The sequence below is a fragment of the Rhizobium sp. A22-96 genome, from assembly GCF_053521805.1.
On record NZ_JBNWDQ010000001.1, the window covers coordinates 1,271,920 to 1,290,133 of the forward strand.

At 58.8% G+C, this 18,214-nt stretch carries 17 protein-coding genes; 7 read left to right on the forward strand and 10 right to left on the reverse strand.

What is annotated here, in order from left to right; translation table 11 throughout:
• Positions 1 to 71: 71 nt before the first annotated feature.
• A complete protein-coding gene (locus tag ACQZ6F_RS05685) occupies positions 72 to 860 on the forward strand; it encodes a 3-hydroxybutyrate dehydrogenase (protein ID WP_077471468.1) in 789 nt (262 codons plus the stop codon).
• Between the two features lie 97 nt (positions 861 to 957).
• A complete protein-coding gene (gene ppk2 / locus ACQZ6F_RS05690) occupies positions 958 to 1,872 on the forward strand; it encodes a polyphosphate kinase 2 (protein WP_077471469.1) in 915 nt (304 codons plus the stop codon).
• A 61-nt stretch (positions 1,873 to 1,933) separates the two neighbouring features.
• On the opposite strand, the gene ACQZ6F_RS05695 is transcribed toward ppk2, so the two are convergent.
• The gene (locus tag ACQZ6F_RS05695) at positions 1,934 to 2,713 is read right to left on the reverse strand and encodes a class I SAM-dependent methyltransferase (RefSeq protein ID WP_449092997.1); all 780 of its coding nucleotides are present in this window, start codon (positions 2,711 to 2,713) and stop codon (positions 1,934 to 1,936) included.
• 344 nt (positions 2,714 to 3,057) lie between these two features.
• Here ACQZ6F_RS05695 and ACQZ6F_RS05700 point away from each other — a divergent pair, with 344 nt between their 5' ends.
• Positions 3,058 to 4,341, forward strand: a complete 1,284-nt coding sequence (locus ACQZ6F_RS05700; RefSeq protein WP_449092998.1) for a cystathionine gamma-synthase family protein — start codon at positions 3,058 to 3,060, stop codon at positions 4,339 to 4,341.
• Positions 4,342 to 4,402: 61 nt separating this feature from the next.
• Here the strand turns inward: ACQZ6F_RS05700 and ACQZ6F_RS05705 are convergent, their stop codons facing one another.
• The 3 genes from ACQZ6F_RS05705 to ACQZ6F_RS05715 all read right to left on the reverse strand — a co-directional run bounded on the left by ACQZ6F_RS05705 (position 4,403) and on the right by ACQZ6F_RS05715 (position 7,042).
• The gene (locus ACQZ6F_RS05705) at positions 4,403 to 5,008 is read right to left on the reverse strand and encodes a hypothetical protein (protein ID WP_449092999.1); all 606 of its coding nucleotides are present in this window, start codon (positions 5,006 to 5,008) and stop codon (positions 4,403 to 4,405) included.
• Between the two features lie 78 nt (positions 5,009 to 5,086).
• Positions 5,087 to 5,944, reverse strand: a complete 858-nt coding sequence (locus tag ACQZ6F_RS05710; protein ID WP_449093000.1) for a MurR/RpiR family transcriptional regulator — start codon at positions 5,942 to 5,944, stop codon at positions 5,087 to 5,089.
• Between the two features lie 54 nt (positions 5,945 to 5,998).
• Positions 5,999 to 7,042 carry a polyamine ABC transporter substrate-binding protein gene (locus ACQZ6F_RS05715; RefSeq protein WP_077471472.1) on the reverse strand — a complete coding sequence of 348 codons (1,044 nt, stop codon included), beginning with the start codon at positions 7,040 to 7,042 and terminating at the stop codon, positions 5,999 to 6,001.
• A gap of 164 nt (positions 7,043 to 7,206) precedes the next feature.
• On the opposite strand from ACQZ6F_RS05715, the gene ACQZ6F_RS05720 reads away from it, so the two are divergent.
• Genes ACQZ6F_RS05720 through ACQZ6F_RS05735 form a run of 4 tightly spaced genes read left to right on the forward strand, consistent with a single transcriptional unit; the run spans position 7,207 to position 11,188 of the window.
• Positions 7,207 to 8,301 (forward strand): ABC transporter ATP-binding protein, encoded by a 1,095-nt coding sequence (locus ACQZ6F_RS05720; protein WP_449093001.1) that lies wholly within the window; start codon positions 7,207 to 7,209, stop codon positions 8,299 to 8,301.
• Positions 8,301 to 9,200: an ABC transporter permease gene (locus ACQZ6F_RS05725; RefSeq protein ID WP_068395600.1), complete on the forward strand. Its 900-nt coding sequence runs from the start codon at positions 8,301 to 8,303 to the stop codon at positions 9,198 to 9,200. Before ACQZ6F_RS05720 ends, ACQZ6F_RS05725 begins: the two co-directional genes overlap by 1 nt.
• 10 nt (positions 9,201 to 9,210) lie before the next feature.
• Positions 9,211 to 10,041, forward strand: coding sequence for an ABC transporter permease (locus tag ACQZ6F_RS05730; protein ID WP_449093002.1), 831 nt, complete (start codon positions 9,211 to 9,213; stop codon positions 10,039 to 10,041).
• Position 10,042: 1 nt separating this feature from the next.
• Positions 10,043 to 11,188, forward strand: a complete 1,146-nt coding sequence (locus tag ACQZ6F_RS05735) for a DmpA family aminopeptidase (protein WP_449093003.1) — start codon at positions 10,043 to 10,045, stop codon at positions 11,186 to 11,188.
• 121 nt (positions 11,189 to 11,309) lie between these two features.
• Here the strand turns inward: ACQZ6F_RS05735 and ACQZ6F_RS05740 are convergent, their stop codons facing one another.
• The 6 genes from ACQZ6F_RS05740 to ACQZ6F_RS05765 all read right to left on the reverse strand — a co-directional run bounded on the left by ACQZ6F_RS05740 (position 11,310) and on the right by ACQZ6F_RS05765 (position 18,083).
• On the reverse strand, positions 11,310 to 13,514 hold the full coding sequence (locus ACQZ6F_RS05740) for a DUF1217 domain-containing protein (protein WP_449093004.1): 2,205 nt from the start codon (positions 13,512 to 13,514) through the stop codon (positions 11,310 to 11,312).
• Between the two features lie 183 nt (positions 13,515 to 13,697).
• Positions 13,698 to 14,636 (reverse strand): ROK family protein, encoded by a 939-nt coding sequence (locus ACQZ6F_RS05745; protein WP_449093005.1) that lies wholly within the window; start codon positions 14,634 to 14,636, stop codon positions 13,698 to 13,700.
• 13 nt (positions 14,637 to 14,649) lie between these two features.
• Positions 14,650 to 15,351, reverse strand: a complete 702-nt coding sequence (locus ACQZ6F_RS05750) for a ribulose-phosphate 3-epimerase (protein WP_449093006.1) — start codon at positions 15,349 to 15,351, stop codon at positions 14,650 to 14,652.
• A complete protein-coding gene (locus ACQZ6F_RS05755; protein WP_449093007.1) occupies positions 15,344 to 16,165 on the reverse strand; it encodes an alpha/beta fold hydrolase in 822 nt (273 codons plus the stop codon). The genes ACQZ6F_RS05750 and ACQZ6F_RS05755 overlap by 8 nt, the downstream gene beginning before the upstream one ends.
• Positions 16,162 to 17,007 (reverse strand): sugar phosphate isomerase/epimerase family protein, encoded by an 846-nt coding sequence (locus ACQZ6F_RS05760; protein WP_449093008.1) that lies wholly within the window; start codon positions 17,005 to 17,007, stop codon positions 16,162 to 16,164. The genes ACQZ6F_RS05755 and ACQZ6F_RS05760 overlap by 4 nt, the downstream gene beginning before the upstream one ends.
• A complete protein-coding gene (locus ACQZ6F_RS05765) occupies positions 17,007 to 18,083 on the reverse strand; it encodes a Gfo/Idh/MocA family protein (protein ID WP_449093009.1) in 1,077 nt (358 codons plus the stop codon). Before ACQZ6F_RS05765 ends, ACQZ6F_RS05760 begins: the two co-directional genes overlap by 1 nt.
• Positions 18,084 to 18,214: the final 131 nt, after the last annotated feature.

The window sequence follows — 18,214 nt, forward strand, 5'->3', positions numbered from 1 at the left end:
TGGCAGTGTGCGCCCATCTCGGCATTTTTCCATTTACTCAACCATGTCATAGAGATTGCGGGAGTAGCATTATGGGTTCGTTGACTTCGAAGAATGCGCTGGTCACCGGTTCGACGAGCGGTATCGGGCTTGCGATCGCGCGCGCTTTTGCCGCCGAAGGCGCGAATGTGACGATCAACGGCCTCGGCGATGCCGATGCGATCGAAAAAGAGCGCGCAGCAATCGAGGCCGATTTCGGTGTGAAATGCCGTTATTCCGGTGCCAATATGATGAATGGCGAGGAAGTAACGTCGATGGTACGCGAAGCCGAGGAAGCCTTCGGCAGCCTCGACGTCCTCGTCAACAATGCCGGCATCCAGTTCGTCGCTCCGATCGAGGAGTTCCCCGACGACAAATGGGAAGCGATCATCCGCATCAACCTGCTTGCAGCTTTCTACGCGATCAAGGCCGCCATCCCCGGCATGAAGGCCCGCAAATGGGGCCGCATCATCAACACGTCCTCGGCACATGCGCTGGTGGCTTCGCCGTTCAAGTCGGCCTATGTCTCGGCCAAGCACGGCATCACCGGCCTCACCAAGACGATCGCGCTTGAAGCGGCGCGGGATGGCGTCACTGTCAATTCCATCGCACCGGGCTATGTCTGGACGCCGCTCGTCGAAAAGCAGATCCCGGAGACGATGAAGGCACGCAACATGACGGAAGAGCAGGTCAAGCACGACGTACTGCTCGCCGCCCAGCCGACGAAGGAATTCGTGACCGTAGACGAAGTGGCGGCCATCGCCGTGTTTCTATGCGGCGATGCCGCCAAGCAGATCACCGGCACGACGCTTTCCGTCGACGGCGGCTGGACTGCCGAGTAGGATCGCCACTTGAGCCGGCCCACGCCCACATGGCTGTGCCGGCTCCTTGCGGTCGAAATATCTCAGCACCAACATGAAAACAGAGCAGGAGCGCGCAATGACCGACGACACCCAGGACCGGCTGAGCCGCATCAAGGACGAGATTGTCGACAGCTTCGACGAAGAACTCGAGATGCAGCTCGAGGAAGATCGGTTGGATGAACTGGTCGCCGAGGGATTGGGCGACGAAACCGACGCATCGCTCGACCGCAGGGTCTATTTCCGCGAGCTCTTTCGTCTCCAGCATGAACTCGTGCGTCTTCAGGACTGGGTGCAGTACAAGAAGCTCAAGGTCGTCGTGCTGTTTGAGGGCCGCGATTCCGCCGGCAAGGGCGGCGCCATCAAGCGCGTCACCCAGCGCCTCAATCCGCGTGTTTGCCGCGTCGTCGCACTGCCGGCGCCGACGGAGCGCGAGCGTCATCAGTGGTATTTCCAGCGTTATACGGCTCACCTGCCGACCGCAGGTGAAATGGTGCTGTTCGACCGCAGCTGGTACAACCGCGCCGGCGTCGAGCGGGTGATGGGTTTCTGCAGCTCGGAAGAGCTGGAAGAATTCTTCCGCTCCGTACCCGACTTCGAACGCATGCTGGTGCGCTCGGGCATCATTCTCATCAAATACTGGTTCTCGATCACCGACGAAGAGCAGGAATTCCGCTTCAGCATGCGCATTCAGGATCCGCTGAAGCAGTGGAAACTCTCGCCGATGGACCTTCAGAGCCGCGTTCACTGGGAAGAGTACACCAAGGCCAAGGAAGAGATGCTGGAACGCACTCATATTCCGGAAGCGCCGTGGTGGGTCGTGCATGCCGTCGACAAGAAGAGGGCGCGCCTGAACTGCATCGCGCATCTCCTGACCCAGATCCCCTATGAGAACGTGCCGAAGCCGGAAATCATCCTGCCGGAGCGCATGCGTAACGCCGACTACCACCGCACGCCGGTGCCGCCGGAAATGTACGTGCCGGAAATCTACTGACGAGGAACGATGACGGGTCCGTCTCCGGCGGACCCGTCAAAGCCCGAGGGTCGGCTCACAGTCAGCCCGGGCGGTAGGCCCATTCGGACAGGGCGCCCATGCCCAGCCGCTGCATGACCTCATAGGCGACCCTTCGGTTGAGCGGATTGTGCAGCCTGATCACCTTTGAGCCGAGAAAATCCAACTCGGCATGCTCGAACGGCTTGAGATGCAGCGCATCGCTGACCGCCGCCCGATAGACCTCATGAAAATCTCGCCGGCAGACATAGGTCTTGTACTTCGTCATGCAGAAGGCGGCGAAGGTGTCATTGTTCCTGCGCAGGAAATCCGCAACGCCGATCGTCACCTCCGGCCACGCGGGATTGAACGTATCGTCGAAAGCGATGATGCCGTGATCGGCCAGCACGCTCTTGGCCAGGCGGCTATCGGCAACGATATGACGAAGCAGATGCCCTCCATCGATGCTGAAAAAGCGAACCTGCCCAACCTTGTCGATGATCGCCTGCGGGTCGAGCATGGTACTGTCGCCGGCTATGACAAGCTCCTCGTCGACGGGAATGCCAAGCGACCGGCCATTATCGAGGAAGCGTTGATATTGTGCGCCGTCCGCTTCGATGTCGAAGAGGTCGATCGCAAGCACATTGTCGTCGGGAGCACTGATCTTGCGCAGCAGAAAATAAGATCGCCCATAATAGACCCCGATCTCGACGAGACCGCCATATAGTTTCTGTTGCCTCTGCTTCTCGATTAACGACAGGAAGACAAGCGCATCCGGCGGATCGATGTAACCGTCGATTTTCTGGAGATCGCTAAACATGAATTTTCGAACGCTTGATTTCAAAATGCAAACCTCACTGGTTTTCATTGCGCATTTCGCCGCCGGACGCCCTCGTCGATAGACGTCCGCCGGGTGAGAAATGCACCGCTCTGCTGCCCAGACTGCGCGCGCCGAAAGGTGGCGAGCTCTCGGAACCTGGGGTGAGACTGTGCCAAGACGAGCAGTGGCAGCTAATATTGCGACCTTTCTGTCGTGTTTCGGATAGCCATGCGCAGAGTGGATAATTTCAGCATCCTTCGCCCTTCATATCGACGCCGCTTCATAGACAGTGGCAGGTAGCAGGCCTGTACCCTAAGTGATGTATAATGCGATTCTAAAATTCAATATCATCGGCTGAGGAGACCGTCATGACTGCGCCGCACCCGTCGAAAACCCATATCGGCAATCACGCGCTGCATCCCGAAACGCAAATGCTGAATTACGGCTATGATCCCGAACTCTCGGAGGGTGCGGTCAAGCCTCCTGTTTTCCTGACTTCCACCTTCGTTTTCAAATCGGCCGAGGACGGGCGCGATTTCTTCAACTACATCTCCGGCCGCAACGAGCCGCCTAAGGGCACAGGCGTCGGCCTCGTCTATTCGCGCTTCAACCACCCGAACAGCGAAATCGTCGAGGATCGCCTGGCGGTCTATGAGCGGACGGAAAGCTGCGCGCTGTTTTCCTCCGGCATGTCGGCCATTGCGACGACGCTGCTCGCCTTCGTCAGCCCCGGTGACGCGATATTGCATTCGCAACCGCTCTACGGCGGCACGGAAACGCTGATCGCCAAAACATTCCTCAATCTCGGCGTTTCAGCGGTGAGTTTCGCCGATGGCGTCAGCGAAGCATCTGTCATGACGGGTGCCGAGGAAGCCATGGCAAAGGGCCGGGTCTCGGTCATTCTCGTGGAAACGCCTGCCAACCCGACGAACAGCCTGGTCGATATCGCCGTCATCCGCCGCGTGGCCGATGCCATCGGCAAGAAGCAGGGCCATACGCCGATCATCGCCTGCGACAACACACTGCTGGGTCCGGTCTTCCAGCGCCCGATTGAACACGGCGCCGATATCTCGCTCTATTCGCTGACCAAATATGTCGGCGGCCATTCTGATCTGATCGCCGGCGCGGCGCTTGGCTCGAAAGCTGTGATGAAACAGGTGAAGGCACTGCGCGGCGCGATCGGTACGCAGCTCGATCCGCACTCCTGCTGGATGCTTGGCCGCTCGCTGGAAACGCTGCAGATCCGCATGGAGCGGGCAAACAGCAACGCCCGCGCAGTGGCCGATTTCCTGCGCGACCATCCAAAGGTCGAGCAGATCCACTATCTTTCCTATGCGGATCCGGCATCGCCCACAGGCCGGACATTCGCCGCCCAGTGCAGCGGCGCCGGCTCCACCTTCTCCTTCGATATCAAGGGCGGCCAGCCAGCTTCGTTCAAATTCCTCAATGCACTGCAAATCTTCAAGCTGGCGGTCAGCCTGGGCGGCACGGAATCGCTCGCCTCCCATCCCGCAACGACAACGCATTCCGGCGTCCCCGTCGACGTACGCCACCGCATCGGCGTGCTGGACTCGACGATCCGCCTGTCGATCGGCATCGAACATCCCGATGATCTCATCGCCGACCTGGCTTCGGCGCTCGACGCTGCATGATGAGTAGCGAAGCCAGAAGATTGGTACGCGGTAGTTCGCGCTTGCGAACTACCGGCTGCCTCTAATCATCCGGCCAAACTTCGATATCCGAATCGACGACATAGTGCGCGCCGTCGTGCCAGACGTAGGCGATGATGAGGTATTTTTTGCCGTTACCAGCGACGGCCTCGTAGCGACACATCAAGCGGTACGGTCCCTCTTTGTCACGCAACACGCCGCGTTCAGCGGTGAAAGTACCCTCACCATCATCAACTTCGCCGCCAACCTGCCGCATCGCCCCCCCAGGCAATTTTCGAAGCGCAGCCGGAACAATATCAAGGGGTGGTGCACACGCTCCCTCGATTGGCAGAGGTATTCCCTCTTCATCCAGCATGACCTCCCAGCGCCCGTCGTTAAGCCGGAATGGCAGACTTTGAACGGAATCAAGCTCTTCTGCAGTCAGCGTACAGAGACGAACAGTCACCGGCTGCCCCATTGCTGGAACGCAGCCGAGGAATTCACGGATACGAGGAGAGCCCGGTTTCACCCCGTCGAGCGCTTGCTGCAACTGCTCTTTGGTCGGAGTCGGAGCCGTTTCGGATGAGGCTCGCGCTTGAGCCGAACTCATCCCCAAGGTGACCGCCATGACGAGCGGAAAAGCACGGCACAGAAAGACATGTATGTTCATGGAGCCGATCAAAGCATGTTTCGGCTCTCAAAACCATGCCGCGATCGGTGCCAGGAACAGGACGTTCACAGCCTGCTATCAGCTCTCGAAATCGCCGAACACGTCCTGCAGACGGGTCAGAAGCTCGACGCGCTCGTCCACCTTGCCACGCAGAACGACGAGGATGTTGCTCAAGAGAAGATCCATCACGGCGGTCATGGTCGCGGCTCCATCCCAGAGCGGGCCGTGCGAGCCGGGTATGACGAGCGAGATATCCGACACCTCTTCCGCCCAGGGGCAGAATTCATCGGTCAGCAGGATCACCTTGACGCCGGCGCGGCGTGCCTCTTCCGCCAAGGGCCTTGCCTTCGACGCAAAACGACGGACGTCGTGAAGGAAGAGCACGCGGCCATCCACAGAACCATCAAGCAGCTCGGAATAGGTGCCGTTGAGGCCATCCATGAAGGCGACGCGTGGCCTGGTGTAGGAAAGCTGGGCGGCAAAGTACTGCGCGATGCCCCGGACGTTCTGATAGGCCGCAACATAAACTTCGCTCGCCGAAATCAACGCATCGACTGTCTGCTGCCATTGCAGCGCAGTCGTCAGCTCATAGATCATGCCGAGATTGTCGACCTGCTGCTGCAGCAGGCCGGCGAGAAACTTGCCATCCCGCAGATCCTCCTGGAAGCGGTCCAAAGAGCCCTTGATCTGCCAGGCCGGATTGGAACGGCCACCACGACGCAGGGCCGTCTTCAACTCATCGAGACCATCGAAGCCGAGCCGCCGCAGATAGCGACCGACGGTCATCTGCGAGATCTCGAGCCTTGCTGCAATGGACTTTGCGGTCTCGAAGGGAAGTTCGGCGATGTTACGCTCGATATAGCTGGAGATCAGCTTGTCGGATTTCGACCTGCGCATGTCAGCGCTCTGCACGAGCTTCAGAATATCCTTCGACAATCTTCCCTCCGGTGAAGCTCCGCCCGAAACCGGACGGAGTATCCTTTCGCGATATTATTGGGCCGTCTTGACCTTCGTCCATGCGCGATCGAACTGGCGCAGACCGCTACCAAGATCGTCAAAGATCTGCAGGCGCTTCATGGTCTCGTCAGTCGGATTGATCTCCTTGCTATTCTTGATGTTTTCCGGCGTCAATTGCCGTGCCGGTACGTTCGGCGTGCCGTTGGTCTGCTGCGAGACGTTGAGCGCGGCAATTTCCGGACGCGTGTAGAATTGCTGGAACTTGATCGCGTTGGCCTTGTTCGGCGCGGTCTTCAGCACGCACATGTCTTCCTGATACATGGTGGCGCCCTCCTCCGGGATGACGTAGCCCAAATCCTTCGGATTGCCGAAGACGTTGATCATCGAACCGACGAAGAAATGAGCGGCGGCAATATCGCCGGACTCGACCATCGGGCGGGAATCGTAGGTAAAAGCCGCAACATAAGGCTTCATCTCGATCACGGTATCGGCCGCCTGCTGCAGCTCCTCCGGCTTGGTGGAATTGACCGAATGACCATTGAGCATCAGACCCACGCCCAATACTTCGCGCATGTCATCCAGCAGCGTGAACTTCAGGTGCTTCGCCTTGACCGTCGCGACCAGATCCTTCCAGCCGGTGATATCCTTGCCGAGCACCCTGCGGTTATAGAGAATGCCGACGGTGCCGAAGGCATAAGGCAGGCAATATTCGCCCTTCGGATCGCTCTTGGCGCGCAGGAAGCGGGGATCAATATTCTTGAAACCCTCATAGGTATCGATATCGGTCTTCTCCAGGAGATTGAGCTTGGCCATGATTTCCTGCATGTGCACCGACGGAAAAACGATGTCGTAGCCCGTCGCGCCGCCCTGGATCTTGGCAAGCATTTCCTCGTTGGAGGAATAAGTCGACAGATTGACCTTGATCTTGGTTTCCTCCTCGAACTTCTGGAGGACGGCCGGATTGATGTATTCGCCCCAGTTATAGATGTTGAGCTCTTCGGCAAGGACCGCAGTCGGCAGCAATGCCGTAAGCGCAACAAGACCCAGGCGCCTGAAGACGCCCTTCAAAATCATCATTTTTGTTCCCCTTGGTAGGATTATTGTCCCTTCGACGCGCTCGGCTCTGGCTTTGGTGGAAGCTTTAACCGATCGCGTTGAGGGCGTTGACTTCGACGAAAAAATGATATCAACATATCTAAATCACGCAAGAGTTAATTTAATAACATTTCGGGGAACGACGAATGCGAGATGCAATAGTGCGGCTGGTATCAGCCGCAAAGGTATTTCCGACTCCCGAGGGTCGGCAGGTGAAGGCACTTGACGGCATCGATCTGGAGATCGGCCGCAATGAATTCATCACACTTCTCGGACCATCCGGCTGCGGCAAGACCACGCTGCTGCAGGCGATCAGCGGTTTCGTCGAGCTGGATGCCGGGCGCATCATGATCGACGGTGACGACATGACGGATCGGCCACCCTATCGCCGGCCGGTCAACACGGTCTTCCAGAACTACGCGCTCTTCCCGCACATGAGCGTCGGCGAGAATACCGGCTATGCCCTCGAAGCCGCCGGCGTCGGCAAATCCGAACGCATGGAACGGGTGCGGGCAATATTGAAGATGGTCGGGCTGGAAGGCCTGGAAGGCCGCCTGCCGCGGCAATTGTCGGGCGGCCAACAGCAGCGCGTGGCGCTTGCTCGCGCCATCGTCGCACGCCCGAAGGTGCTTCTGCTCGATGAACCGCTCTCGGCGCTGGATCGCCACCTGCGCGAGACGATGCAGCTCGAGCTGAAAAACCTGCAGCACGAACTCGGCATCACCTTCATCTTCGTGACCCATGACCAGCAGGAAGCGCTGACCATGTCCGATCGCGTCGCGGTGCTTGCGGACGGGCGGATCCAGCAGCTCGACACGCCGCTGGAGATCTACGACCATCCGACCAATACGTTCGTGGCGAGCTTCATCGGGGCAAGCAACCTGTTCGAAGGCAGCAGCGACGGGCAGAACTTTATGACCAGCGAGGGCACGGCGATCAGGCACGCCTCCGCCGCAAAACCTGATGACAGGGAGCCTGCCGTCGCTCTGATCCGTCCGGAGAACTTCTTCCTCTCGAGCTCCGCCGACACCTGCCCGGCAATCGACGTCACCGTGGAGCAGATCGTCTATGTCGGCTCGTCCTTCGAAGTCTTCGGCAGGACGGCGGGCGGGCGCAGGCTCGTGGCGCAGATTCCAGCCGCGCAACGGGGTGCCGTTAGCTCGCTTGCCACGGGCCAACCGGCGCGCTGGCATTATGATCCCGCCAGCGTTCACCTGATCACCGCGAGGGAGGCAGCCTGATGACCATTGCCGCGCGCCGGCGCTTCCAACTCGGGCTGTTGCTCGGACCTGTGACGCTCTTCCTGCTGATCTTCTTCGTCGTGCCCCTCGGCATCATGATGGTGACGAGCTTCCTGACGCCGGGCCTCTATGGCGGCGTCGAATGGAGCTTCTACCCCGACAATTTCGGCCGCATCCTCGGCTTCGCCAATCCGCAATTCGAGGAATACGATCCGGTCTATATCGCCATCTTCCTTCGTTCGATCCGGATTGCGGCGCTGACGGTGGCGGCGACGCTTCTCGTCTGCTATCCCGCCGCCTTCTACATCAGCCGGCTACCGGACAAATGGAAGAACTTCTGCCTCTTCCTCATCACCCTGCCGTTCTTTTCCAGCCTTATCGTGCGGCTCTTCGTCTGGGTGATGATCCTGCGCCCGACCGGGCTGATCAACAACACACTGATGGCGACGGGCGTGATCTCCGCACCGCTGGAGATGATCTATACGGATGGCGCGATCATCCTCGGCATGGTCTACGTCTTCATTCCGTTCATGTTCATGCCGGTCTATGCCAGCATCGAGAAGCTCGACTGGCGGCTCATTCAGGCATCGCTCGATCTCGGTGCAGGCCCGATCCGGACCTTCTTCCGCATCATCTTGCCGCTCACCACGCCGGGCATCATCGGCGGCTCGATCATCGTCTTCATTCCCGCACTCGGCAATTTCGTCGTGCCGGCGGTTCTAGGCGGCGCCAAGGTGATGATGCTCGGCAGCCTCATCGAGGCGCAGTTCCTCTCCGCCCGCAACTGGCCGTTCGGCTCGGCGCTCGCCATGATGGTCATGGCCGTGATGCTGGTTCTGCTTGTCGCCTATGTCATCGTCTCCGGCCGCCGCAACGCGACCGCAGCATTGTCAGTATGAGGAGGGCTCAATGAAGATCGCACGCACCCTCTTCAACGGCGGCCTCGCAATCTATACGATGCTGTTCTTCGCATTCATCTATATCCCCCTCGTCCTGATCGCGGTCTATTCGTTCAATGCGAACCCGGTCAACATGATGAGCTGGAGCGGCTTTACCACGGATTGGTACGCTCAGGTCTTCGGCTTCAAGACCGCAGTTTCGGAGAGCGCCCTCTATATCGAATCGACCGATCAGCTGCTCGCGGCCGTCTTCAACAGCCTGAAGATTGCTGTCTCGACCACGGTCATCTCGACTGTGCTCGGCACGGCCATGGCAATCGCGCTTCACCGCTTCAATTTTCTCGGCAAACGCTTCTATCAGGTCGCCATGTTCATGCCGATGTTGATGCCGGATATCGTGCTCGGCATAGCGCTTCTGATCTTCTTTGTCAGTGCCGGTATCCAGCTCGGCCTGATGACTATCATCATCGGCCAATGCACCTTCCTGACCTCCTATGTGTTCATCGTCGTTGCGGCGCGTCTGTCCGGCATGGACCGGACGCTGGAGAATGCGTCTGCCGATCTCGGTGCCAATGAGTGGATGACCTTCCGCCGCGTGGTGCTGCCGCAGCTGATGCCGGGCATACTCGGCGGGGCGCTGCTTGCCTTCATCATCTCGATGGATGACCTGGTGATCACCTATTTCATAGCCGGCGTCGATGTAACGACGTTGCCGATGTTCATCTTCGCCATGCTCCGTCGCGGCATCAAGCCCGAAATCAACGCCATCGCCGTGATGATGCTGACCTTCTCCTTCCTCGTGGCTTCGCTTGGCCTCTATCTTCGCTCCCGGCAGAAATGACATGACAACAAAAACAACCATCCGCAAACCGCGCGGCCGTGAACTTGGCCTGCCCTTTTCTGGCCGCACCGGCTTGAACAATGCCATTACAGATGTCGCCGGTATCGGCGTCGGCTTTCGTACGATCATCGAAAACGAGCCGCGTCCCGGCCGCAAACGGCCGGCGCGCACTGGGGTGACGGCCATCCTGCCGCATATGGATTCGGAAACCCCCGTTCCTGTCTACGCCGGGGTGCATCGCTTCAACGGCAATGGCGAGATGACCGGCACGCACTGGATCGAGGATGGCGGCTATTTCCTCGGGCCCATCGTCATTACCAACACGCACGGCGTCGGCATGGCGCATCACGCCACCATCAAGTGGATGATCGAGCGCTATGCCTCGACCTATCAGACCGACGATTTCCTCTGGATCATGCCTGTTATCGCCGAGACCTATGACGGCGCGCTGAACGACATTAACGGGCTGCATGTCAGCGAGGCCGACGTGCAAGCCGCTCTCGACAGCGTTGCGGCCGGCCCGGTGCAGGAAGGCAACTGCGGCGGCGGCACCGGCATGATCACCTATGGCTTCAAGGGCGGCACGGGTACATCCTCCCGCATCGTCGAGTTCGACGGTCGCAGCTATACGATCGGCACGCTGGTTCAGGCAAATCACGGCCAGCGCGACTGGCTGACGATATCGGGCGTGCCGGTTGGCCGGCATATGCGGGACGGCACGCCGGAGAGCCAGCTTCAGGAGCGCGGCTCGATCATCGTCGTCATCGCCACCGACCTGCCGCTGGCGCCGCACCAGCTCAAGCGCCTCGCCCGCCGCGCATCCATCGGCATCGGCCGCAACGGCACACCAGGCGGCAATAATTCGGGAGACATCTTTCTGGCCTTCTCGACCGCGAATGCCCACCCGATGGCGCATAGGGCCAATGGCCATCTTTCCCTGGAGATCGTCAACGACGAACCTCTCGACCCTGTCTACATGGCCACGGTCGACAGCGTCGAGGAAGCCGTCGTCAATGCGATGTTGGCGGCCGAGGACATGGGTGGAACGCCCTATGATCGCTTCCGCATCCAGGCCATCCAGCACGAGCCACTAGTGGAACTGATCCGGCAATATGGACGAATGGGATCGGAAGCGCCGCCTTCGTAATTCGGCGGCCCAAGTGACAGAGTTAGCGCCGCGGCTTGCTCGCGGCGTGTATGGTTTTACGGGTGCATTCGAGGTGCGCTGAGCTTTGCCGCCGCATCACCACCGAACCTCAGCGACCGTGTTATCGCGACCTGAGTTGTGCGATCGACAGCATCAGATCCCCACTCATGCCGATCCCTGAACCGCGATTCAGGATCGCAGAAGCGGGCGACGCCGTGTTGGCGCTGTTAGCCGCATCATAAACGGCAGAGAAGCGCTTCAGGAGCGTGTTGACCTTGGCGGCGTCGTGCATATCCTTGATCGGGACAAGCTTTTCCAGATATTTCGCCTGGCGGGTCACATCCATATTGGATATGGAGGCGGGCAAGGAGAATGTGGTCTTGATCACGTTATAGAGCGCCGGGTCCGACATGATATCGTAGACGGAATTGATCTGCGGCGCCTTTCGCTGGAAGTAAAGCGCGAGCCGGACACCGTCGTTGGAAGCGCCCTGCTGCGTTTCCAAAGTCTGGTGCAGATAGAGACTGTCGGTCGCAAGGCGCGCGCCCTTGTTCTGGCTGGCCTCTATCTTGGCATTGGTCAGATTTCCCTTGACGTCAAAGTTGAAGACGCTGACCATCGCCTTGAATTGCTGACCGGCTTGCGTGTTCAAAAATCCCTTCGCATCCTCCGGATCGGCGGCAAAAGCCTTCTTCAACGTGGCTTTGTCGACTGTCTTGGGATCGATATTATTGGCAACGAGGATGAAGTCCGTCAGCTTCTTGTCCGCCAGGAGTTCGTCCACGGTTTTCACGCCGGCAATCGACTTGCTGAAATCGGTTGCTGCGTCTTTCGCGTCCTTGACAGCCTTTTCGCGCATCTGCCCTGTCAAACCAAACGTCTTTGCCTTCGAATAGGCCGAGATAAAGCTGTTGATCGACGCTTGCGGCAGAGCCTCCACCGACGAGCGGAGATTGCCTTTGCTGTCGAAATTATATGCCTTCGCCAATTCGGTAAATCGATCGTCTTTGAGGGAGTTGACGTAGCTCTTGCTGTCGTATGGATCGCTCTCCAATATCTTCCGCAGCTGATCTCTCGTCACCTCGCCTTTTTCGATCCCGTAGGCGCGGAGCGCCATGTCCTGGATCGTTGGAAGATCCTGGTTCTTGGTATCATTGGGAGCGAAGAAATCGGAAATCGTCTTGATCTTGCCGACTACCGTCTTGTAGTGGGACTCGGCATCCTTCAACAAGACCGCACGGGCATCCGCATAATGCGCCATGTATTTCGTTGAAACGGCCGCAATACCGTCGGCCGACTGCGCCGGCTGACCGGCCGGAAGCGTTCCATCGGCTGCGAAGTTGAACTTCGAAACCATTTCGGACATATCCATAATGGCCGCATAGTCTTTGTTGGTAAAGGCTAGCTTGAATTGTGTTGGCGTGAGTGTCGCGCTAAGCCCATAGGCAGTCTTGAGATAGGAAAACAGCCTGTTATCGCCGCTGATATCGCTGATCGATCCAACCTTGCCAATTTGCTGGCGATAATACTGATCATTGCTGTCAGCTGAAGCCGATGTCAGCAGGGTCGGCACCATATTGTTGTAACGGGATATCAACGCCTCTTTCTGCTGCTCAGTTTGCGCAGTTGCACCGGAAAGCGTTCCATCCGGATTGAAGCCGAATTGCGATGCGATGAGCTTGTATGTTGCCTGGGTCGAAGCAGACGAGAAATTGCTCGCGGTATTGACGAAGCTATTCGGATCATTGGGGTCGCTCGTCAGGACCGATTTCAGAAAGCTCTTTGAGACATTGTCCGGATTAACGCCGTGAGCCGTCAGGACATAGTCCCGCATCCTGGTATTGCCGACGATGTCATCGACGTTCGTCGCCTTGTCGATCCATTTGCTGTAAAAATTGCTCTCATTCTTAGCCAATGTCGTTTCGTTGGCGAAGGATCGCTCATAAAGCCCGATCGTGTCGGTTTTCTGCGTGTCGCTTTGAGCCGTTTGCTTGCTTGAATTCGCGCCGAAATTGAAGGCCGCCGCGAATTGCCGATAGCGAGGGTCCGTGAGCTTATTGGCAAAGCTGTTGCTGTTGCTGAGATCGCTCGTCAGAACCTTCTTCAGGAAAGCTTTGGCATAGGCCATATCCTCGAGACCGTAGGCCTTCACCGCATAGCTGTATAGCTTGTGATCCTTGAGGAAGTCATCGACGTTTTTGATGTTGCCGATGTGGGTGTCGTAGTACTGCTGATCGCTCTTGACAGTGGCTTGCTTAGCGATGCGCGCAAGCGTTGATGCCATGTCCTTGGTCGCAGTTACATAGCCCAGATAGGTTGAAATCATGGTTCGTCCCCCACAGACGCGCAGTTCACCAACATTAGCCCCGGCGCGTATAATCGCAACCAGACCTTGCGCGAGGCTAGATCGGCAATCTGTGGAGCCGCGCTGGTCATGGTTCCATGACGCGTCAAAATTCAATCGAATCCGTGTCCCCTTTGAAGAGCGACCGATTATGACGAGGAAGCGCTAGGCGATAAAGGCGAGGGCAGCAGCTCCAATCAATCCGGAATTTTGCCCCAACGCCGCACGAACGATTTCAACGTCGCGAAAGGCCGGCATTGCCCGTTGCGAGACATGCGACTGAATGCCCGGCCGTAAACGATCAAACTGATCCGACAGCCCTCCGCCCATGATGACGATTTCCGGGCTGAAGATATGAATGAGATTGGTAAAGCCTCGACCGAGAATTTCCGCCTCCTCGTCGACGAGGCTGTTGGCGAGCGGATCGCCAGCGGCAGCGGCGGTAAAGACACTGCGGCTGTCAACGACTTCACCATTTCTGGCGAGCGATGTCTCGCTGCATTCCATTGCCCTTGCTCGCGCCCGTTTGGCAAAGGCCGTGCCCGAGGCATAGGCTTCGAAGCAGCCCTTGTTGCCACAGGGACAGACGATGCCGTCGGGCGCGATGGACATATGGCCGACATGACCGGCCATTCCCCGGCGGCCACGGACCACGCGGCCATCCACTATTGCTCCGCCGCCGATACCTGTGCTGACCGTGACATAGACGAGGTTTGCGATGCCGCGGCCGGCACCGAATTGCCACTCGCCGATTGCCGCCGCGATACCATCATTTTCGAGGCTGACGGGAAATCGAAGGCGCTTCTGCAGTTCCCGTCGCAAAGGATAATTAGAGAAGCCGCGCAGCGTCGGAATCTCCAGCGCCGTTCCCGTCTCTGTATCCAGCGGCCCGGGCGCCGATACGCCGATCCCGACTATGGCGCCGGGATCGCAGGTCAAAAGCAACCGGTCTGTCAGGCTGCCAATCTGGCCGAGAACCGGATCCGGGCCGGCGTCCGCATCCGTCCGATCCTCGACGCGCTGCAGGACATTGCCGAGCTCATCCACCAGGGCAGCGCGGACCTGCGTCCCCCCCAAATCGATTCCGATTGCAAACCGGCTCATGGGCCGCTCCGTGTCAAAGTGCGTGCAGCCACGCCATTCTTTCCTGCAGCGATGGGGCATTGAACGCGAGAGAGCCGAGAACGACCGTCTCCGCTCCGGACTGACGCAGCAACGGAACCGTGTGCTCGCGAATACCGCCGTCGGCCGCAAGAACGATCCTGTGCGTCGCACCGCATCCATCAATAAGCCGCTTGGCCTGCTGCAGCCGTTCGCCTGCCCGCTCGTCCAGACCCTGCCCCTTGACGCCGATTGCCGTGCCGAGAAGCGTCAGGAAATCGAGGCGCGCAACGTACTTCTCCACCAGCGAGACTGGCGTCTCGACCTTGAGCACCATGCCGGCGGCGATGCCGCGACGATCCAGCAGATCCAGCGCGGCCTCGGCGACAGCCTCGTTTTCCAGATGGATACTGATCAGATCGCTGCCGGCGTCGGCAAACTGCTCGATCTGCGGCAGAAGGATATCGTTTGCCACCATGAGGTGGACATGGATCGGGCGCGAGGAAACCTTTCTCACGCCGGCGACCAGATCGGGAAAAAACAGCATGGCCGGAGCGAAGTGACCATCGGCAACGTCGATATGGAGGACATCGACATAGGGATCGACGCGTGTGAGATCATCGGCAAGGTGCACCAGATCGGCGGACCAGACGGAGAATTCACCGATCAGTCGATCGCGGGGAAGATCGGCAATCCAGCTCTTGGAGGGACTAGTCATTGTCAGTCAGTTCCTTGAAAAAATTGCTCATCGCCATCCGGAAATCGGCCAGATATTGCGAGCGGTTTTCAGCCTTGGGTGTAATTTTGACGAAGCGCGCGCTTGGGATCATTTCCGCGAGAGCCTGCGCATGGATAAGTGGATGAATGACATCACGCTCATGGCCGATGACGAGAGTCGGCACGGTGATCGCACGCACCTGAGCATCCGTGACGCCAGGCCCATCGCCGGAAATGGCCGTCAGCAAAGCTGCGGTGACGTCATGTGGCAGGCGCGAAAAGAAGCCCAGCAACGATGCGAGATTGTCCGGGGCCTCACCGGCCAGCCGCTGCCCGATCTTGCCGGCGAGAAACTCGGCTCTGGCATCCTCGGGTGACATTGTCTGCAAGAGGCACCCAACCTCCGCATTCGGCGCCATATTCTCTGGCGCCGATTGGGTTACCCATGCTGGCCGGGCAATGACGAGGGCACGCACCAGATCGGGCCGCGTGACCGCCAGACGCAGCGAAATTGCAGCCCCCATGGAGATGCCGCCAAGCACGACCGGCGCGGCGATCTGCGCCTCGATGTAGGAGGCCACGTCATCGGCAAAGGTGGCGATGGATAGCCGATCAAGATTGCCGAGCTGGGAGCCGCCGTGACCTCTCGCCTCGATGGTGATCCGGCGAAAGCCGAGATCGAGCGGAAAGACCTCCTCGGTCTGTCGGCTATCCCCGCATAATCCATGCTGAAAGATGACGGGAGCGCAAGCACCTGCCATATCGACATTGAGTAACGTGCCGTCCCTTGTTTCAAACGAAGCCGTGCGGTTCATCGTCCGTCTCCAGCCGATCCGCCCGAAAGGATGTTTTGGAGGAAGGTTGCCACGCCCGCCGCTTCATTGGCCGAGAGACCATGGGTGACCAGACTGCCATCGAAACCAACAGCCTTCAGCCTGCCCAGATAATGCGGGTAATCGAGTACGCCCTTGCCGGCAGTCGCAAAGCTGCCGTCCGGATTGCGATCCTTCGCATGGGCCATGACGATGCGGTCGGCGAGAAGATCGATGGCGCCGGATACTGTTAACCGCTGCTCCTGCAGCGTTGCGACCTCGAAGAGATTGGCCGGGTCCATGACGATCTTCAGTCGCGGACTACCAAGTTCCGTAATCAGGCGATGTGCCTTTTCCGCCGAGTTGATGACATTGGCCAGTTCCGGCTCGATACCGAGGTTGATGTCATAGCGCTCGGCAATCTCGAGCGCCGTTTCCATTGCTTCCAGCAGGTCCCGCCAGGCATCCGGCAGATCATTGTCGGGGTGCGCTCTCCATTGGTCGACGGGATCGCGCGTGCCGGTGCAGAGCGTTATCAGACCGGTCGACATCCCCGCGCAATGCCTGGCAAGTTCCTCCAGCCTCCGGTGCCCCACTTGGCGCACGGAGACATCTGGATGGATCATGTTGTAGGTGCCGGAAACCGCGACGATCTCCACGCCAGTCTTTGCGGCCGCTTCGCCAATCGACCTGACCTGTTCATCGCTGATTTCGTCAGGCATTGAGGCAAGGCCTGAGCACGCCATGTTATATTGGCTAGCCGAAAAGCCGGCATCGCCCACGGCCCCGAGAACGGTTGCGGGATCCGTGCCGTCAAAGGTCTTGGCGAAAATGCCGAGCCTCATCATACACCACCCGTCACATCGGCAAGCGCCACCGCCTTGCCGCTCTCGACCGAACGGGCAATTGCGACCATCGCCTGCACGGAGGCGAGACCGTCAATGATATCGGCGCCCTCCATTGCCGCCCCATCCAGAATGGTGCGGGCAAAGCCCTCCACCTGCCGGCGATAGAAATGGCCATCGGCGCCAAGCACGCGATGGGTCGCGCCATCGGCTTCCCGGAAAATATCGACTTCACTCGATTTGTAGTACCAGGGATTATAGGTCTTGCCGAGGACGCTGCCGTTCTTGCCATAGATCTGGAAACCTTCGTGCCAGTCCATGCGCACCTGAACGGTGAGATCGAGATGGCCGAGTGTGCCGGAGGCAAACTCCACATCAACGAACCAGCACCAGATGCCGCCGCGCTCGGATAGCCTGGCATGGACGGAAACGATGTCGCCGGCGAAATAACGCGCGGTATCGATCAGATGGCATCCATGCGCCAGCATGTAATAACGCCTGAGATCCGCCTTCGGGTTGAGAGACGGCTTCCTGGCATTGGCGCTGGTCACGATCAGCGGCTGAACCGCGTCGGTCATGGGGTAGCGATGCGTGCTGTCGCAATACCATGCCTTGAGAGCAACCATCTCGCCCATTTCGTCGTGAATGAAACTCTTGGCCGCCTGCAATCCCGCGTCGAAGCGCTTCATGTGGCCGACCTGCAGGGTCTTGCCCGAGGTCTCGACAGCGGCCTTGAGCTCCAGGCACTCTTCAACGGTGACGCCGACCGGCTTCTCGCACAACACATGCTTACCGGCCTGTAGAGCCTTGATGGAGGCGGGCACATGAAAGGCATCCGCTGTCGCGATGATGACAGCGTCGAGATCGGGATCGGCCAGCATCCTGTCATAGTCGGCGTAGGTCTTGTCAGCCCCATGGGTGATCGCCATCCGCTCGCGCAGATCGTCGGCGACATCGCAAATGGCGTAAAGGTCCGCATTTGCGGCCTTGGTGCAGCTTTCAAAATGCGCCGCCTGGGCAATCTGGCCCGCACCGAGCACGCCTATGCGAAGACGTCGTTCATTCTTAGCCGGCATCGATAACTCCTCGCTTCGATAGATCGAGCAAGCTGGCCTCCCCGCCAGCTCAACCATCCTCATTTCCCTTCTATCATTTTTTTACAAAAGAAATAAAATATTTTTGAAAAAGCACACGGAATTTCTGGATG

What these genes read in the sequence shown, in the direction of transcription:
- ACQZ6F_RS05685 (WP_077471468.1), top strand. Translation starts at nt 72, where the DNA reads ATGGGTTCGTTGACTTCGAAGAATGCGCTGGTCACCGGTTCGACGAGC.
- ppk2 (WP_077471469.1), top strand. Translation starts at nt 958, where the DNA reads ATGACCGACGACACCCAGGACCGGCTGAGCCGCATCAAGGACGAGATT.
- ACQZ6F_RS05700 (WP_449092998.1), top strand. Translation starts at nt 3,058, where the DNA reads ATGACTGCGCCGCACCCGTCGAAAACCCATATCGGCAATCACGCGCTG.
- ACQZ6F_RS05705 (WP_449092999.1), bottom strand. Translation starts at nt 5,008, where the DNA reads ATGAACATACATGTCTTTCTGTGCCGTGCTTTTCCGCTCGTCATGGCG.
- ACQZ6F_RS05715 (WP_077471472.1), bottom strand. Translation starts at nt 7,042, where the DNA reads ATGATGATTTTGAAGGGCGTCTTCAGGCGCCTGGGTCTTGTTGCGCTT.
- ACQZ6F_RS05720 (WP_449093001.1), top strand. Translation starts at nt 7,207, where the DNA reads ATGCGAGATGCAATAGTGCGGCTGGTATCAGCCGCAAAGGTATTTCCG.
- ACQZ6F_RS05725 (WP_068395600.1), top strand. Translation starts at nt 8,301, where the DNA reads ATGACCATTGCCGCGCGCCGGCGCTTCCAACTCGGGCTGTTGCTCGGA.
- ACQZ6F_RS05730 (WP_449093002.1), top strand. Translation starts at nt 9,211, where the DNA reads ATGAAGATCGCACGCACCCTCTTCAACGGCGGCCTCGCAATCTATACG.
- ACQZ6F_RS05735 (WP_449093003.1), top strand. Translation starts at nt 10,043, where the DNA reads ATGACAACAAAAACAACCATCCGCAAACCGCGCGGCCGTGAACTTGGC.
- ACQZ6F_RS05740 (WP_449093004.1), bottom strand. Translation starts at nt 13,514, where the DNA reads ATGATTTCAACCTATCTGGGCTATGTAACTGCGACCAAGGACATGGCA.
- ACQZ6F_RS05745 (WP_449093005.1), bottom strand. Translation starts at nt 14,636, where the DNA reads ATGAGCCGGTTTGCAATCGGAATCGATTTGGGGGGGACGCAGGTCCGC.
- ACQZ6F_RS05750 (WP_449093006.1), bottom strand. Translation starts at nt 15,351, where the DNA reads ATGACTAGTCCCTCCAAGAGCTGGATTGCCGATCTTCCCCGCGATCGA.
- ACQZ6F_RS05755 (WP_449093007.1), bottom strand. Translation starts at nt 16,165, where the DNA reads ATGAACCGCACGGCTTCGTTTGAAACAAGGGACGGCACGTTACTCAAT.
- ACQZ6F_RS05760 (WP_449093008.1), bottom strand. Translation starts at nt 17,007, where the DNA reads ATGAGGCTCGGCATTTTCGCCAAGACCTTTGACGGCACGGATCCCGCA.
- ACQZ6F_RS05765 (WP_449093009.1), bottom strand. Translation starts at nt 18,083, where the DNA reads ATGCCGGCTAAGAATGAACGACGTCTTCGCATAGGCGTGCTCGGTGCG.